The sequence below is a fragment of the Aeoliella straminimaris genome (assembly GCF_024054565.1).
In the GTDB taxonomy this organism is placed as follows: Bacteria; Planctomycetota; Planctomycetia; order Pirellulales; family Lacipirellulaceae; genus Aeoliella; species Aeoliella straminimaris.
The window spans coordinates 465048-480964 of sequence record NZ_JAMXLR010000036.1; the positions used below are offsets into that span (position 1 = coordinate 465048).

At 60.4% G+C, this 15917-nt stretch carries 17 protein-coding genes; 8 read left to right on the forward strand and 9 right to left on the reverse strand.

Annotation, left to right across the window (positions count from 1 at the left end; all coding sequences use genetic code 11):
• Positions 1-56 precede the first annotated feature (56 nt).
• Positions 57-620 (reverse strand): OsmC family protein, encoded by a 564-nt coding sequence (locus NG895_RS11215; protein ID WP_252852576.1) that lies wholly within the window; start codon positions 618-620, stop codon positions 57-59.
• A 173-nt stretch (positions 621-793) separates the two neighbouring features.
• Between NG895_RS11215 and NG895_RS11220 the strand changes: the two genes are divergently transcribed.
• Both NG895_RS11220 and NG895_RS11225 read left to right on the forward strand, forming a co-directional pair.
• Positions 794-1414 carry a TetR/AcrR family transcriptional regulator gene (locus tag NG895_RS11220; protein ID WP_252852577.1) on the forward strand — a complete coding sequence of 207 codons (621 nt, stop codon included), beginning with the start codon at positions 794-796 and terminating at the stop codon, positions 1412-1414.
• 15 nt (positions 1415-1429) lie between these two features.
• Positions 1430-2623, forward strand: a complete 1194-nt coding sequence (locus NG895_RS11225) for an exo-beta-N-acetylmuramidase NamZ family protein (protein ID WP_252852579.1) — start codon at positions 1430-1432, stop codon at positions 2621-2623.
• 36 nt (positions 2624-2659) lie between these two features.
• Here NG895_RS11225 and NG895_RS11230 read toward each other — a convergent pair whose 3' ends face one another.
• The 4 genes from NG895_RS11230 to NG895_RS11245 all read right to left on the reverse strand — a co-directional run bounded on the left by NG895_RS11230 (position 2660) and on the right by NG895_RS11245 (position 6972).
• Positions 2660-3496, reverse strand: coding sequence for a serine hydrolase (locus tag NG895_RS11230; RefSeq protein WP_252852580.1), 837 nt, complete (start codon positions 3494-3496; stop codon positions 2660-2662).
• A gap of 271 nt (positions 3497-3767) precedes the next feature.
• Complete coding sequence (locus NG895_RS11235) at positions 3768-4433, reverse strand: helix-turn-helix domain-containing protein (protein ID WP_252852581.1); 666 nt, start codon at positions 4431-4433, stop codon at positions 3768-3770.
• A 406-nt stretch (positions 4434-4839) separates the two neighbouring features.
• Positions 4840-5793 (reverse strand): PEP-CTERM sorting domain-containing protein, encoded by a 954-nt coding sequence (locus NG895_RS11240; protein ID WP_252852582.1) that lies wholly within the window; start codon positions 5791-5793, stop codon positions 4840-4842.
• Positions 5794-6213: 420 nt separating this feature from the next.
• The gene (locus NG895_RS11245; RefSeq protein ID WP_252852583.1) at positions 6214-6972 is read right to left on the reverse strand and encodes an SGNH/GDSL hydrolase family protein; all 759 of its coding nucleotides are present in this window, start codon (positions 6970-6972) and stop codon (positions 6214-6216) included.
• Positions 6973-7351: 379 nt separating this feature from the next.
• Here NG895_RS11245 and NG895_RS11250 point away from each other — a divergent pair, with 379 nt between their 5' ends.
• The 4 genes from NG895_RS11250 (at position 7352) to NG895_RS11265 (ending at position 11093) form a co-directional block, all read left to right on the forward strand.
• Positions 7352-7978: an OmpH/Skp family outer membrane protein gene (locus tag NG895_RS11250; protein ID WP_252852584.1), complete on the forward strand. Its 627-nt coding sequence runs from the start codon at positions 7352-7354 to the stop codon at positions 7976-7978.
• 146 nt (positions 7979-8124) lie between these two features.
• Positions 8125-9003: a UDP-3-O-acyl-N-acetylglucosamine deacetylase gene (gene lpxC, locus NG895_RS11255; protein ID WP_252852585.1), complete on the forward strand. Its 879-nt coding sequence runs from the start codon at positions 8125-8127 to the stop codon at positions 9001-9003.
• Positions 9004-9109: 106 nt separating this feature from the next.
• Complete coding sequence (lpxA, locus tag NG895_RS11260) at positions 9110-9916, forward strand: acyl-ACP--UDP-N-acetylglucosamine O-acyltransferase (RefSeq protein ID WP_252852586.1); 807 nt, start codon at positions 9110-9112, stop codon at positions 9914-9916.
• A 109-nt stretch (positions 9917-10025) separates the two neighbouring features.
• Positions 10026-11093 carry a Gfo/Idh/MocA family protein gene (locus tag NG895_RS11265; protein WP_252852587.1) on the forward strand — a complete coding sequence of 356 codons (1068 nt, stop codon included), beginning with the start codon at positions 10026-10028 and terminating at the stop codon, positions 11091-11093.
• Between the two features lie 24 nt (positions 11094-11117).
• Here NG895_RS11265 and NG895_RS11270 read toward each other — a convergent pair whose 3' ends face one another.
• On the reverse strand, positions 11118-12605 hold the full coding sequence (locus tag NG895_RS11270) for an ABC transporter permease (RefSeq protein WP_252852588.1): 1488 nt from the start codon (positions 12603-12605) through the stop codon (positions 11118-11120).
• Positions 12606-12711: 106 nt separating this feature from the next.
• Positions 12712-12999, reverse strand: a complete 288-nt coding sequence (locus NG895_RS11275; RefSeq protein ID WP_252852589.1) for an acylphosphatase — start codon at positions 12997-12999, stop codon at positions 12712-12714.
• A 187-nt stretch (positions 13000-13186) separates the two neighbouring features.
• On the opposite strand from NG895_RS11275, the gene NG895_RS11280 reads away from it, so the two are divergent.
• Together NG895_RS11280 and NG895_RS11285 are read left to right on the forward strand one after the other, a co-directional pair.
• On the forward strand, positions 13187-14293 hold the full coding sequence (locus NG895_RS11280; protein WP_252852590.1) for a hypothetical protein: 1107 nt from the start codon (positions 13187-13189) through the stop codon (positions 14291-14293).
• Between the two features lie 21 nt (positions 14294-14314).
• Positions 14315-14587, forward strand: a complete 273-nt coding sequence (locus NG895_RS11285) for a hypothetical protein (RefSeq protein ID WP_252852591.1) — start codon at positions 14315-14317, stop codon at positions 14585-14587.
• A 220-nt stretch (positions 14588-14807) separates the two neighbouring features.
• On the opposite strand, the gene NG895_RS11290 is transcribed toward NG895_RS11285, so the two are convergent.
• Together NG895_RS11290 and NG895_RS11295 are read right to left on the reverse strand one after the other, a co-directional pair.
• Positions 14808-15074 (reverse strand): hypothetical protein, encoded by a 267-nt coding sequence (locus NG895_RS11290; protein WP_252852592.1) that lies wholly within the window; start codon positions 15072-15074, stop codon positions 14808-14810.
• Positions 15075-15172: 98 nt separating this feature from the next.
• Positions 15173-15910, reverse strand: a complete 738-nt coding sequence (locus tag NG895_RS11295) for an HAD family hydrolase (RefSeq protein ID WP_252852593.1) — start codon at positions 15908-15910, stop codon at positions 15173-15175.
• Between the last annotated feature and the right edge of the window lie 7 nt (positions 15911-15917).

Below are 15917 nucleotides of genomic sequence, written 5' to 3' on the forward strand. Positions count from 1 at the left end.
TAAGAGTGGCCCTCGGCCCGATGACTCGAGCCGAGGGCCTCGCGTAGCCGGGGCCGCTACTCCACTACCAGATCGCTTGTCAGCTCCACTGGATTGGCAATGTTGTAGTAGTTGGGGCTGGTGCGCTGCACGACTTCGTGCATTTTTTCGAATTGCTCCTGGGTGCCATCGCCGGCCAGGTGCACGGTGTAGTGCAGTCGCTCGTAGCCGCGTGCCACACTAGCGTCGATATCCAGGAAACCTCGCAGGTCGATGTCGCCCGTGATTTCCAGCTCCAGCTTGGTAAGCTTCACGCCCATCACAGCCGCCACGGTGGCGTAGCCGACCATCATGCAGGCGTTGGTGGCCGCCAGCAGGTACTCCTGCGGGTTGGCATGTTGGTTGGTGCCGCATAGCTCGCAAGGTTCGTCGATTTCAATCTGAAACTTCCGATCCACTTTTTGGCCACCGATGTCGACTCCGTCGACATAGTGATCGGATCGGGTGCCTCCTTGCCAGCGGCTGCGAACCGTCCAACGCGTCAGGCCGGCAGCGGGATTCTCTTCGATGGCGGCGATCGTCTGCTTCAGCGCGGCGACGTCGATGCCGTTTGTGTTTTCTTGTTGGGCGGGCGTGGACATAGAACAGGTCCTTTTCTTGTTGGGAGTGCGTTAGTGAGGGGGACCACCTGGTGTGGCTTGCGGTGTGAACTGCTAGAAAGTATCGTCCGAATACCGTCAATTTACAGTGAACTCGAAGTAACCCCTGGGTGTACTTGGAGTGCACCCTCGATCCGAACAGCTACAATGGCGTCATGGTCTACAATACCAAGCACAAACCGGTCGCTGAACTGTTTGGGCTACCCGAGCCACCGGCAACCGGGCGGGGACGGCTGGTGCATGTTGCTATCGAGCTGTTTTACAGCCATGGCTTCCAGGCCGTGGGGGTGGATCAGATTCTGACCGCGGCCGGAGTGACCAAGACCACCTTCTACAAGCACTTTGAGAGCAAGGACGATCTAGTGGTCGCCGCGATCCAGCAGCGGGACGAGTGGGAGATGCAGGCTTGGACCAATGCGGTCCGAACGATGGCCGGCGACGACCCGAAGGAGCAGCTATTGGCTTTCTTCGATGTGCTCGACGTGTGGTTCAACGCGCCCGACTTTCGCGGCTGCCAGTTTATCAACGCGGCAGCGGAGTTCCCCAACCCCCACGACCCTGTCCACACCGTGGCGGCCCAGCACAAACGAAAGAACCGCGACTTCTTTCGAGATCTGGCCGCTGCGGCCGGTGCCGACGACCCGGAATCGTTCGCCGACAGGTACACGGCCCTGGTCGAAGGCACGCTGGTGCTGCGGCAAGTGCATGGCAGGGACGACGCGGCAGCGGTGATCAAGCCCGCGGTCGAGTCACTCGTGAACGAAGCGTTGCCATAACGCCCCACCAAGCTTATGAGTTCTCCACGCGTTGGTTACGGTATCGATGAGGTTGTCAGTGGACACGCCTCGCCACCCGCGGGCGGGCGATACGGCTTGTTGACCAACGACGCCGCCCGAGCGGCCGGCGCTCCGCACAAGTTGAGTCGTCGAGCTCTGCTGGACGCCGGAGTGCGGTTGGTGAGGCTCTTCTCTCCCGAGCACGGCATTGCCGCCACGGCGGCGGACGGGGCGAGCGTGCCCGATGGCGTTGACCCGGTGACTGGACTGGAGGTGGTGAGTCTGTACGGCGAGCGGATGCGCCCCGAACCGGCCATGTTGGATGGTCTCGACGGAGTGTTGGTCGATCTGCCCGACATCGGTGCGCGGTTCTATACGTTCATCTGGAGCATGTCGCACATGCTCGAGGCATGTGGCCAGGCCGGTCTGCCGGTGTGGGTATTGGACCGACCCAATCCGATCGGCGGCGACCTGGCCGCGGCGGAAGGGCCGATGCTCGATGTCGGCACCTGCGCCAGCTTCCTGGGACGATACGCGATGCCGATTCGGCATTCAATCACGATGGGCGAACTCGCCTGCCTATGGAATGACGAGCAACACCTCGATGTGGATCTGAAGGTGGTGCCGGCAGTCGGGTGGAATCGAGCGGATCATCAACCGGCGTCCGGCGTGCCGTTTGTACCGACGTCGCCCGCTATGCCACGCTACACGAGTGCGTTGTTCTATCCCGGAGTTTGTCTGTTCGAGGCGACGAATCTCAGCGTGGGGCGGGGCACTGCGCACCCGTTCGAGCAGATCGGTGCTCCATGGCTCGATGCTGAGAAGCTGAATACAGCTTTTGCCTCGCTAGGCTTGCCGGGTGTAGAGAGCCAGCCAGTGCAGTTCACGCCAGTGGTGCCGCCTCACGAGGGGCAGTGCTGTGAGGGTGTGCGGCTGAAAGTGGTCGACGCCCAAGCCCTCCGCCCGGTTGCGATGGGGCTGTTGCTGTTAGCCTGTGCGATGCAGCACTCGCGTGGCGAGTTTCATTGGCACCGCTATCCAACGGCCGCCAACCCTCAAGGCGATTGCCATTTCGAGTTGCTGGTAGGCCGCCAGGGCGTGGCGGCGATGCTCGCAGACCGCAGTGCCGACTTGCGACAGAGAGTGGAAACGCTGACCGCCGTGCCCGACTGGCGGGAGCGCGTCGAGCCGCATCTGATCTATTCATAGCAATGGCGACTCACCCCCATTGCCTGAGTTCGCCCGTCACTCTTCGAAAAATTGCTGCCGGATTCGACCTTCCAGTTTGGTGACATACGTATTGAGCGTCTCAGCGTCGACCGTCTCGTTGCTATCCGGAATGGCAGCGCCCATCACGGCGTACACCACCGTGGGCCGCTTGCCTTCCCACCAGCCGGCGCGGACGTAGGTTACGGGATCGGACCCGAGCGAACCGCCCTTGAAGTAGTGGCTCGTGCCCGATCTGTCCTTGTCCAGCAGCAAGACGTTGCGGATGCGCTCGATTGTCTCAGGTTGCAGGCCTTTAATCTCGCGTCGAGCGAGCGCGGAGTGTACCGCGGCAAGCGACTCGGGGGTGGCCGTGTTGTCGCCGGTGACGTTGCGGTCGGCCAGCATGTAGCGATTCACAGTGTGACCGGCGAAACGATCGTCGCGTTCGTGAACCCGGGCGGTCGCCTGGGTGGGCCCGCCGAGCATTGCGATCACGACGTTGGCTGCGCCGTTGTAAACGCGATTCGGATTCTCCCCGACACGGATCATCTGCCTGCCGAGTTGTTCGACGCTCATCTTGGTGAGCAACTCTTCGGACTCTTGTCGATCGCGCTTGCTGTAATGCACGAAAGCCGGATGCTCGCGTGCGGTGAAGATCTCCGACACGCCTTCGGGCGGTGTGTCGAGCTGTTCCTCGTGCATTGCGAACAGTTCGATCAGTAGCGCAGCCTTGATCGAACTGGCGGTTGGCATCACCGCGTCCGCATGGTGGGTGTAGAGTGCATCGCCGTTCGGTCGCCCTATCCATACGCCGAATTGCGTGCCTGCCGGTGCGTCGGCGAGCAGTCCTTCGTTGCGTGTTGTGTTGGGCATCGAATTGTCGGTCGGAGTCTCGCCGGTTGCGGGGCGTAGCGCCAAAGCGGTGAGTAAGAAAAAGCAAGTCGCGAGGTGTCGCAGGTGCATGGGCGGATATAGAGTTTCAGGTAGGGAGGCCGGAATTCGCTTCCGGGTTGAATGCCCGCTATTGTAGCCGAAACGCCTGCAGCCGGGGCCCGCGTAGATGGCCGCTCGACTACTTCGAGTCCTGAATCGGCTCTTCGGAGGATGGCAGGGCGAAGTCGGAGTAGCCAGGCAACTGCTGAGCTTAGTCCCGCATGCCTGCTTCTTCCAGGTACTTGGCGCCTTGCATGGCGTCGAATAGCACCTCGTGAAATACCAGCTTTCCGCGACGAAAGACGAAGCGGTGCACCAGCTTCATGGGCTCGGATAGTGGTCGGCCGATGGGGCCCATCCAGTTTTGCCCCCATACGATGACCTCGTTGCCCTGTCCGACAAAGCGGTACCAGGGGCGCCAGTCGTGGTCGGGCGGGGGGGTAATCATCGAGAAGAAAGTGCCGATGGCGCGTTGCAACGCTTCGACGCCGCGGTGTTCGCCTGTGAAAGGGAAGACCGCTGGATCGCCATTCCACTTCATGAGGATGTTCTCATCCAGGAAGTGCCGCACTTGCGTGATGCAGTCGGCGCCATGTTCGTATTGGGCGCCGATATAGCACTTGGCCATGGCCACCGGATCGCTGATGAGGTCTTCGGGATAAACGGGTTGCTCATCGGTAGAAAGCGAGTCGGCTAGGTCGACTACGGTGACAGCCATAATTGGCAAGCCGGCCTCGGCCTTGGCGATGAGTCGGTTGCTATACCCTGCAAGTTGCGCAAGCTTGTGCTGAGTCCACTCGCGCTTCTGCCTTAAGGTGGCAATCACCTCTCCATTGCAGGCGTAAGTTCTCTTTTGCGGCGGTTCTTGCCAAGGCATCCGGAATCACCTCTCTCCGGTAACACGAGCAATCTTTCAGCGGACCGTGCTATACGACAGACTGTAGCTTAAGCTAGTTCCTTCGCCGATGCGAGGCAATGCGCAATCGCTTGCTGCTGTGAATTTCGCGGTAGCCCGCGATGGAGGATGCTGGCGCTCGTCGGAGAGCGTCAGTTTATATTCATTCGCCGCGCGCAGCGAAGCACGCGCATGGCGGTTGGGCAAACCGCAAACAGTTGCGGGTGACGCAAGTGGGATTCCACCTGGCGGTCGATTCTGCGGTACACGGCCAACTGCTTTGCGGTACTTGGATGCCGGCTATCGAACACGCGAACTTCAATAAATGAGGCCCGAGTCACTGACTCGGGCCTCGTTGAACATTCGGCTGGTTTGCCACGGCGAGCGTTCAGCATTTGGAGCGACGCAGGCATAGTCCCAACACGCCTGCCAGACCAACCAACGCCAGCGTAGAAGGCTCGGGAACCAGGTTGATGCGGGCATTCAGGTTGTCGGCCAGATCCGCCGGTGTAAGCAATTCGTCGTAGATCGCGACATAGTCGATGGCGCCTTGGAACCACTCCTGTGAAGCCTCCGCCGTGGAATCGCCATCGCGATCGATAGCAAAGTTTCCGAGTCCAAAAATGCCGGTAGCACCGGCCAGTGCGCTGGGGTCCGCCGAGTTCCAGGTGCGATCGTTGAGAATCAGCGTGGGAGTTGTTTCACCAGCCGAAAGATTAGCCGCATAGACGTCGGCCACGGCCTGGCCAGGCGAAGTGGTCAGGTCGATCACGGCGGCAATGTAAATCCAGGTATCGTTGGCGTCGTATTCGGCGCCGATGGCGACGTCGCCAAAATTGTTGCCGATGATGGAGCCAATGCCACCGATCGAACCACCACTTAAGTTGTCCTCATCCTGAATGAGGTAGTAGCCACGGTCGCTGCCGGGACGGGTTTGGAACAAGTAGTTGACGGCCGACCCAGAGGTCTTGGCATCGGGCTTCACGATTGCTTCGATGGTGAATTGGCTGGGGCTCGTGAAGCCAGAGCCCGTCAGGCCAGCGCCGGCTGTCGACGATTGTGAGACGTCCACGTAGTAGGGGCGGTAGGCATGGGTGACGTCGTTGAACCCTTTCTCGAAAGCGACGTCATAGGCTTTTCCCATCACTCCGCCGACGTTCCCTTCGCCCGGTGCGTAGTTCAGGTCCAGTCCGCCGGCGCTGTCTTTCAGCACGTTGTCGCCAGGCCCTTGGAATAGCCACTGGTGAAGCAATGTTGCATCGGCGGTGCCGACGCCAAACAGGGCCACCAGCAGGGCTGCAAGAATTGTTTGGCGCACATTCGATTTCCAATCGTTCGACATTAGTACTAACCCCAGGTGAAGACAAAGGAAAAGTAGCGACGAGCAGGCCTCCCCAAAACGCCTGAACCTGCTGATCGTGATGAACACTCGCCGCCAGGACATGTTCCGTGGCAAGCGTTAAGCAACGGACGACACTGCAGCTGAAGCGGCTCGAAGCTTCCTCAACTGAGCGACTGCGAATTATTGTAACCCGCATCGTCCGAATTGTGGTTGGCCGTAGACGTATTTGTGTGCATTTTCCTGCGGCTCGCATGCGCGGAAAAGACCGTAAGTGGTTCGCAGAACGATTGCGGAGCCGCGCATAAAAATCGACATAAGGCGATGGCGACGTACGAGCGGAGACCGCACCTGCGTAATGCGGACCCGGCTTTGCGTATTGCAGCCTAAAATGACCTGAGTTGGTTCGCTTTCGCGAGCGGGCTACGCCGCGCTCACAGCGGTAACCCAAGCGTGGGCCATCAATGCGGCACCGTCGCCCGTGGGGTGGACGCCATCGCGGGCCCAGGTGGCCGGAGGAGCGAGTTTCACGGCTTCGTCGAACATCGATTGGAAGGGCACCCACACGTTGGCGTACTGATCGGCGATCTCCTTTGCAGCGGCGCGGAAGCCATCGAATTTGGGGAACCATTTGGCGTCGACCGCGCCGGTCTTCAATACGAAGGGCTCGCAGACGACGATCTTCACGTTGGGTAGAGCCTCTTTCGTGCGTTCCATTAAGGCATGGTAGTCGGTGCGATAAGTCTCGACGGTTCCGTCGTACTGGCCATTCAGGTGATGCCAGATATCGTTAACGCCAATCAGTATGCTCAGCACGTCGGGCTCGAGATCCAGGCAATCGGCCTGCCACCGCTCGGCCAGTTGGTAGACTTTGTTGCCACTGATGCCCCGGTTGTAGATCTGCAAATCCGCTTCGGGAAACTGTGTCAACATGTTGGCGGCCGCCAAGAAGGCGTAACCGCCGCCGAGCGCCGACTGGTCGTTTGGTTCGGCGGGACCACCTTTCTTGCGGCCCGCGTCGGTAATGCTGTCGCCTTGGAACAGAATCCTGGTGCCCTGTCCAAGCAGGGGAGTGCTCGCAGGTTGGGACGTTTCCTCGGCACGAATCGCTCCCCCAGCGGCAAGGCCCGCCGCTACCACGCTGCCTTGAAAGAACGACCGTCGATCGAGTGAGAAGCTCATAGGGTAAACTCCAGGTGAGAAGGTGGATTTTGGCGCCCATGATAGCATGCGGCGCGAGGTGCGAGGAGCACGCCTGGAAATCGGTGGGATCGCCGAACTCCGGATTCCGCAGTTCACAGTTGCACTTGGATAGCCTGTTTTTTCAGGTGTTTCGTTGCGGGCCATCGGGATTACGGGGCCGGATTGGCAGCAGGGTGCAAGCCGTTGCAGGGGGCTCGAAAAAACACTGAAAAAACTACCCAAGAATGGCCTTGCCCCGATCGGCCGATCTCGGCACAATACCGCCCGCTTGACTTTCCGGCTGGGCGAGCACGTGGCTCAGCTGGCAATACTTCGCCTTGGTCAAGGATGACCCGTTTTTTCAGCAAGGAGTGCTGACGTGAAGACTCTCGTTTTGGCCGTCGCGGCCGCTCTATTGATTGGTGTCGCTAGCCCAAGCGCCCATGCCCAACACCCCGAGGCAGCCAACGCTCCCACGTTCGGAATTGCCGTGGTGGACATCAGCTACGTGTTCAAGGAGCACGCTCAGTTCAAAGCCACCATGGAAAACATGAAGAACGAAATGAAGAAGATCGAGGATAGCCTGAAGGCGAAGCGCGATCAGATCGCCCAGATGGAAGATGCCCGCAACCAGCTTAAGGTGGGCACGCCTGACTACAAGAACATGGACGACAAGTTGGCTGCCGCCAAGGCGCAGTTCAACCTGGAGATGGATCGTCTGCGTAAGGATTTGATGGAGAAGGAAAGCAAGATCTACTACAACACGTACCGTCAGATCAGCTACACAATCGCCAACTACGCCAAGCAGCGTAAGATTGGTCTGGTGCTGCGGTTCAGTGGCGATCCTGTAGATCCCACCAATCCGAAGGACATCCTGAAGGACATCAATCGTCCCGTGGTGTTCGAGAACAATGTCGACATCACTCGCGACATTGTGGCTCTGGTGAATAACGGCGCAGCCACCAACGCTGCGGCGAATCCCCAATCGGGTCAGCCTTTGAAGTAAACGCGTGCAACGCCCTGACTAGCCCGGCCGCCCATTTCTCCCCCCCATGGGCGGCTGGGTCCGGGGCTGTTGTATCGCGAATGCAACGAAGCTGAATCAATCACTTGTCCACCTCGGACATTGACCCCGCTTGGGAGCCCCCTCCGATGATCCCCCTGCGCCATCAGCGCACCGTTGCCCGAGCCGCCGCCGTAGAAGGCTTCGGCTACTGGAGTGGCAAAGACTGCCGGGTAGAATTCCGGCCCGCCCCTGCCGGCAGCGGAGTGACTTTTATCCTGGACACGCCCGACGGTCGCCCGCCAGTACGCCTGCCGGTGGGCCTCGAGCTTCGCGAAGATCGCCCCCGCCGTACGGTGCTGAAGAGTGGCGAGCGTCGCGTCGAGATGATCGAACACGTCATGGCCGCCTTAGCCGGCCTGGAAATCGACAACTGTGAGGTTTGGGTCACGGCCGAGGAGATTCCCGGCTGCGACGGCTCGGCTTCCGCTTTTGTCGAAGCCCTGGACATGGCCGGCGTGGTCGTGCAATCCACGCCCACTCGCCCGCTGGTGGTCACGCAAACCGTGCGAGCCGGCAATCAGCACAAATGGGTGGAAGCTCAGCCCACCAACCGAGGCGGGCTCTCTATCGAGTTTCACCTCGACTATGGACCAGGCAACGCGATCGGCCGCCAGTCGTTCGCCGCTGAAATCTCGCCCGAGCAGTTTCGCTATGAACTGGCCCCCGCGCGGACATTCGTGCTTCGCGAAGAAGCCGACGCTCTGGTAGCGATGGGCAAGGGCACCCGAGTGACTGCCCAGGACCTGTTGATCTTCGACGTGGATGGTCCGATGGACAATCCGCTCCGCTTTCCCGATGAATGCGTGCGTCACAAGGTGCTCGACGCCGTGGGCGACTTTGCCCTGGCTGGTCGCCCCGTGGTTGGTCACTTCATCTGCTACCGCAGTGGTCACCAGCTCAACGCGTCGCTGGTCGAAGCCTTGTTGGAGCACGAGAAGCAACAATCGCTCAGAAGAACCGCATAGCTAGGCGTCGTTCGCCAGGTGTCAGGCATCCTGCGTCTGATGCCCGACCCCAACCTACGCCCTACGCCTAACAACTATCGCCTAAACCTTATCCCCCCGCAGAGCCATGGCCATCAGTATTGCCAATACCGCCTGGATTGATCCACGAGCCGAAATCGGTGAAGAGGTTGAAGTGGGGCCGTTTACCACCATCGGCCCAAATGTGAAGATTGGTACGGGTACCAAGATCATGAACAGCGTGACCCTGATGGGCCACGTGACGATTGGCCGCGATAACACCATCTACCCCCATGCGGTGCTGGGTGGCGAGCCGCAGGATATCAGTTATGCCGGCACCGACACCAAGGTGATCGTGGGCGATGGCAACATCATTCGCGAGGGGGTGACCATCAACCGCGCCAGCGAGAAGGAAGATGGTATCACCCGCATCGGCGATAACAACTTCCTGATGGCCAATACGCATGTGGCTCACGACTGCAAGCTTGGCAGCCATATCATTATCGCCAATGGTTCGATGCTTGGCGGCCACGTTCACGTGGACGATCACGCTTCGATCTCCGGTGGTGTGGCCGTGCATCACTATACCACGATCGGCAGCTTCAGTTTTGTCGGTGGCTTGAGCCGCGTGCTGCACGATGTTCCCCCCTACATGCTGTGCGAGGGCTCGCCGGCCCGACCGCGTTGCATCAATATCGTGGCGCTCAAGCGTAACAACTTCGACGCACCGGTGATCGACGCCCTGGCCGAAACTCACCGCCTGATGTACCGCTCGAAGATCGGTCTGGACGCTGCTCGCGAAGTCCTTCGCGGCAACGACCGCCTGCTGCCGCAGGTGAATCACCTCCTGGCGTTTATCGAAGGACAACAGGAAGGTCGCCATGGTCGCGGCCGCGAAGCCCGCCGGGCCGCTTAAGAGGAGACTCGTCCTGCCGAATGCTCCATGTTGAATGGAAGCATGGTTCATTCGGAATCGCGGTTTGGCCATTCCTCGAACCTTAACCTACCAATCCGATTGCTCTATCATGCTTCCGCTACGCACCGCCGTTATTGGCACGGGACACCTGGGTCGCATTCATGCACGTTTAGCCGCCGAGGCGCCGCACATCGACTTGGTGGCGATCGTCGACGTTAACCAGGAAGCCCGCGAGCGGGTGGCCGAGGAAACCGGTTGTCGCGCGGTGGCCGACTACCGCGAGGTGCTAGGCGAAATCGAAGCGGCCATTGTTGCCACTCCCACCATCTATCATCACCACGTGGTGAAGGACCTGCTGGGCTCCGGCATTCACGTACTGGTCGAGAAGCCCATCACCACCACGGTGGAAGAGGCTGACGAACTGGTCGAACTGGCCAAGACAAACGGTCTGAAGCTGCAAGTGGGACACGTCGAACGGTTCAATCCCGGTCTGGACTGTGTGGCCGACGACCTTGCAGACATTCGCTTTATCCAGGGCATTCGCGCCAGTGGATTCACGTTCCGCTCCACCGATATTGGCGTGGTGATGGACCTGATGATTCACGACATCGACATCGTGTTGTCGCTGGTCAAAAGCCGCGTGGTGCACGTCGATGCGTTTGGCGTGGCCGTGATGGGCGACAGCGAAGATATTGCCCAAGCCCAATTGCGTTTTGCCAACGGGGCCATCGCCCAGCTAACGGCGTCGCGGGTCAACTACCAGGGCGCCCGCAGCATGCAGGTGTTTACCCCCACTGGTTTTACCGATATCGATTTCGCCGGCCGGAGTGCCACTACCGTGCGCCCCACCGCGGAACTGCTTACGCGTCAGTTCGATCTCAATTCGCTCACTACCGACCAGGTGGCCCACTATCGCGACCACCTGTTCGAAGAGCTGCTGGTCAAGAAGCAGCACGAGCCGTCGCAAACCAACGCCATCGCCGAAGAGCATCGCGACTTCGCGGAGGCCATTCGCACCGGCCGCGATGTTCGCGTCACTGGTCAAGCGGGGCGGAATGCCCTGGCGGTGGCCGAGCAAGTACTCGAGGCCATCGACAAGCACCTTTGGGACGCCTCGCCACTGGGCCGCCGCGGCGCACAACTCACCCCGGCTGTGCCGCTCAGGAAGGCCGGCTAGCGCAGGCCCTACGCGAAGCTGGCGCTACGCCAGGTCTCGATCTTCGAACAGCAGCAAAGCCAGCACCATGGCCGCTGCGCAATAGAGCAAGCAGTAGATGCCTGCTCTTATCAGGTATTCGTACGGCACCGCCACGCCGGCCGCGATGGCCGGCTGAATATTAAAGTGGTTCAGCACCGGTAATATCACGCTGAGCAGCTTGCCCGTGAACGCGATGAACGGGATGTCGCCGGCGCTGGTGCGGACGATCTGCGGCAGCAGGTTGCCGATCACGTAAATCGATCCCACGATAATCAGGTTTGGCAGCATCGAGAGCCGGGTGCTGATGGCCACCGAAATGGCTGCCAGCACGGCTGCCTGCATGTAGGCCAGTACCAGTCCGGGGATAGCCGACACCATGGTGGTGTAGCACAACTGCCAGTCCGGCGTTGGCTGGCTCGACTCGCGGGCGTCGTACACGACCTTGTAGCTGATGGTGATCAGCAAGATCGCACCGAGAATGACGAACATCACCAACAGCGGCCACAGAATGCCAAGAAACTTGCCGATCACGAACTGGCGGCGGCTGACCGGCTTGCTGAGCATGGTGAGGGCCGTCTTGCCTTCGATTTCCTCGCTGACGCTGGTGCTGGATGTCCACAGAGCGAACAGGATGCCTAGCACCATGATGGTGGTCAGGCCCGAGTCGGTCAGCATCTTCACGTCTTCGCCGAAGGTGTGGTAAGGAATGAAGACGAAGATCACCAGCGCCACGGCGCCCAGGATAGTGAGCACCATGAACAGAGGTTGCGAGATCGCTTCCTTGGCCGTGCCGACCGCCACCGTGGCAATGCCTGGAAACAGGATTTCCAACATGAAATACAGCAGCACCACGGCCAGCACCGACATCATGACGATGGGCAGGTGATGCACCTCGGGCATTTCGACGTCGGTTTCGTAGGTTAGCGCCAGGTCGACCGGCTGGTCGTTGGGATTCGTGGCGTACAGCGTGGTGATGCGGTCCTGAAAAATGCGGGGGTACTTTTTTGCAGGGTCCCAGTCGTAGTCGTCGCCACCAGTGAGGGTGAAGTCGACGGCCACGAATCCTCGCCCTTTTTCGGTCGATAGTCGCAGGTCGCCATCGGTGGCCAGCGTGTACCAAAGCAGTTCATCGGCCCGAATGTCGACATCCAGTGGTTGGTCTTCGGCGTTGGGGGCGATGGTGAACGTTGCGGTGTGCTCATGGGCTGTGGGAAGTCGTGTGAGGGAGTCCCACATGTCATCCACCGGCATCGAGGCGGAGGCCAGCACCGTGAGCAGAACGAAGGCCCCGGCCACGCACGCAATCGGCGTCAGCAGACCGTCACCTGCCGCTTGCCGTACCGAGTAAGCGCCAGCCGGCCACACCAGGACCATCAATCCATACAGCACGGCCAAGATCACCACGGCCGCAGTGACCCCAAGCGACAGAATCCACAGCGGTGTGATCCACAGTTGAACGTTGGCCAGAGGAAGCATCACGGCGTTGAGCATGGCGTGCGGGGGGGAGTGGTGAGTAAGTGAGTGAAGGAGGGGGGGATGAGTGAGTGGCGATTAGGCGATCGATAAACCAGATTGTCTACTCGCCCGGAAGTCTCTCTCAATACCTTATCTCAAAAGTGTCGTAATGTCCGGTGGCCGGGCGAGTGTCGCGTTGTACGTCCTGGATGCTGTCGGCCTTTTCCTGGGCGATGGACCGCTCCAGCAGGTCGAGTTCTGCGGGGGCACCTTCGGCCACCAATTTCACACGGCCGTCGGGCAGGTTCATCACGTACCCGGTCACCGCCAGGCCGCTGGCGATGTTCCGAGCCGTGGCCCGGAAAAACACGCCCTGGACGTGACCCTTGTAGTGAAGCTCTCGCAGCTCGTTTTTCGGCGATTTGGCCATGATAGCAGTGTACTTGTCCCAGGTGACAGACTCCAGGGGATCGCCGCACGGGAACGCGGAAAGGTGGCTTCCGAAAGCCGAAAAGACCGTTTCGTCCCGTCGGCAGGGCGGCTTTTGCTTCCGCCCTGCCAGCATTGGTCCCAGTTCGCCTTGACGCCAACCGGCAAAATCGGCTACACGCCGCGGTATGAAAGCCCGCATTCTTGTTACGACCGCCCTGATTATTGCCTCCGCCCTCGCCAGCCACGCGGCCGAGGTAGTAGTGCTGCGCAATGGTAACGTGCTGCAGGGCGAGGTCGATCGCCTGCAGGGCGCCATTCGAGTCGCCACCGAAACCAGCGAGCACTACTTGCCTGTGCGTGATGTGGAACGCATCACCGCAACGCTCCTGGATGCGTACGCAGCCAAACGGATCGAGGTTCGTGAAGGTTCCATCTCCGACCACCTGGAACTGGCAAAATGGTGCATGCGACAGGAAATCTGGCCGCAGGCCGCTGCCGAAATCGAGGATGCCCGCAAGATCGCGCCCGACAATCCGGTGGTCGGCTACGTGCAGCGGCAATACGATGTTATGTCCCGCGCCGCCATGCGGGCTCATGAGCCTGCCCAGGCTACCCAGCCGGTGGCCGATGACTCGCATCAGCGAACCGAGGAACTGGCGGAGCTCGAAAAACTGGCGACTTCGCTGCCGCCGGGTGCCTTGGAAGACTTCGCCCGCCACGTGCAACCGATCTTGGTTAACGGATGTGCGACAGGTGGTTGCCACTCGACAGAGGATGCCCGCAAGTTGCGTTTGAACCGCGATCTGTTGCGGGGCATGGCGAATCGCGAGAGCACGCTGCGAAACCTGCAGGCGGTGTGGAATACCATCGACCAGGAGACTCCCGAGTACAGCCCGCTGTTGTTGCAACCGGCGGTACCGCACGGCGGTTTGCCTCGCCCGGTGTTTGATGGACATCGTGAAAAGGTCCGCGAGAAGCTGATCGAGTGGGTATTGAAGGCAACCGGCAAGGACCAGGTGAAACCGCCGACCGGGCCCCCCACGGTGGAACTGGCCGCCCATCAACAGCCATTGGCCACGCCGACTCCGCAAGCGACGCCAGCCCAGGCTGCGCCAACCAAGCAGCCCAAGCACTTCTGGGAAGATCCCGACGCCGGCGCGGCGCCCCTTACCGACGCGCCTGACGCTCCCCCCGCCGTGAAACGCGGCGCGGAACCCACACGGTACGAACCACGGGACGAGTTCGACCCCGAGCTATTCAACCGGCAACATGCGGAGCCCGCTTCGGAGTAGTCTGCTGGAGTTCCGATACCCATGAACATGCATTCTAAGACCCTATCGTGCCCTCGCGCGAAGCGAAGTCTGCTGGGCGAATCAGCCACTACCATGTTTGCCACTGGACTGGCATTCCTCTTGGCGATCGTTGCCGTAGTGGCGACGCTACGGTATTGCAGTCCATGGCATCAGCCGCCATCGGCCTACTACGTTGGGGACGAAATCCAGTACTTCCCGCCGGGCCCGGAGTTCAATCTCGTACAGGAGGCGGCAGCCCTTGAAGCGGCCGCGGGCAAAACAGTCTCGGAGTAGCGAGTTCGCTTGGGTGCTGGCCGCACCAATTCGCGACGTTCTGTGCAAAGCCGCCCAGACAATTACCTTCACGTGGCAAGCAATGCACCACGAGGTAGGATTTATCTATGCACTTTGGCTAGGAGAGCGATCGCCGGTGCACATCAATTCCGTTGCGTCTGTCCCGAATCCAGGAAGGGCAGCCAAGCAACTGAATGAGCATTCGAACGGCGACAGCCTGCTACTCGGTCACTTCGCCTTCAGGCATCATCGGGTCGGCGTACATCAGTTCGCCGTCGTACATCTCAGGCTGGGCGATCACCTCGCCACCGGCGTAGCCTCCGGAGAGCACTGAACCGGCGCGGCCACCGCCGCAGGTGTCGCAACCAGCGCATTGGCAGTTGGCCACTGGTGGATCGTAGTCGTGGCAACTTTGGCAACTACGGCAACCGGTACCGAACGATACGGAGGCCAGGCCCAAGACAACAGCAAACACGAAACGTTTCATCCGACCAACCTTCTGCAGGAAAAGAAATGCAGCTTTGTCGGTGGTATCGGCTGTAAGGTTCGCGAAACTTTGAGCGTTACCTGGTGGGCGAGCGGAATTTACCCCGCTAGCACCTCTCGAATGCGTGGGTCTGCTAGCGTATTGGCGACGAACTTGGCCCCGGAGAAATCGTGATCGGCGCTGTGGGAGCTCGGTACGGCCACCGTGTAGGCACCGGCCGCAACGCCCGCCTTGCAGCCGTTCTGGCTGTCTTCCAGCACCAGGGTCTCGGCCGTCGGTAGGCCAAGTTTGTCGGCCGCCTTCTGGTAGATTTCCGGATGCGGCTTACCATGCGTGATGTCGCCGGCCGTCATCAGGAACTCAAAGTGTTCGTGCAGGTCGACTCGCTTCAACAGCTCTTCGGCGTAGTGCCGCGCGCCGCTGGTGGCAATCGCTTTGCGCAGACCGAGCTCATCGATGGCTGCCAGCAACTCGTGCAGGCCGGGCATGGTGGTCAGTTTGTCCTCGACGAGCTCCCAGAACGTCGCTTCCGACTCGGCCGCCAGGTCTTCGAGCGTATCGGTCAGGGCGTGCCACTCGATGGCCACCGCCAGCGCGGCGTGAGCGGGTTGGCCCATCATGGCGCCACGCAGGTCGTCGTCGAAGGTCTTGCCTCGGCGTCGCATCAGTTCGGTGCCGACCAATTGATAGACGTCTTCGGTGTTGACCATCAAGCCGTCGAGATCAAACACCACGGCACGAATCGGAGCATCGGGAGCAGGGAACATAGGCATTGGCTGTTCGTGAGCGGGGCCCGGCAGGGCCGTGATGGGGTGGATGTACGACTGAATCACCATGCAGAAC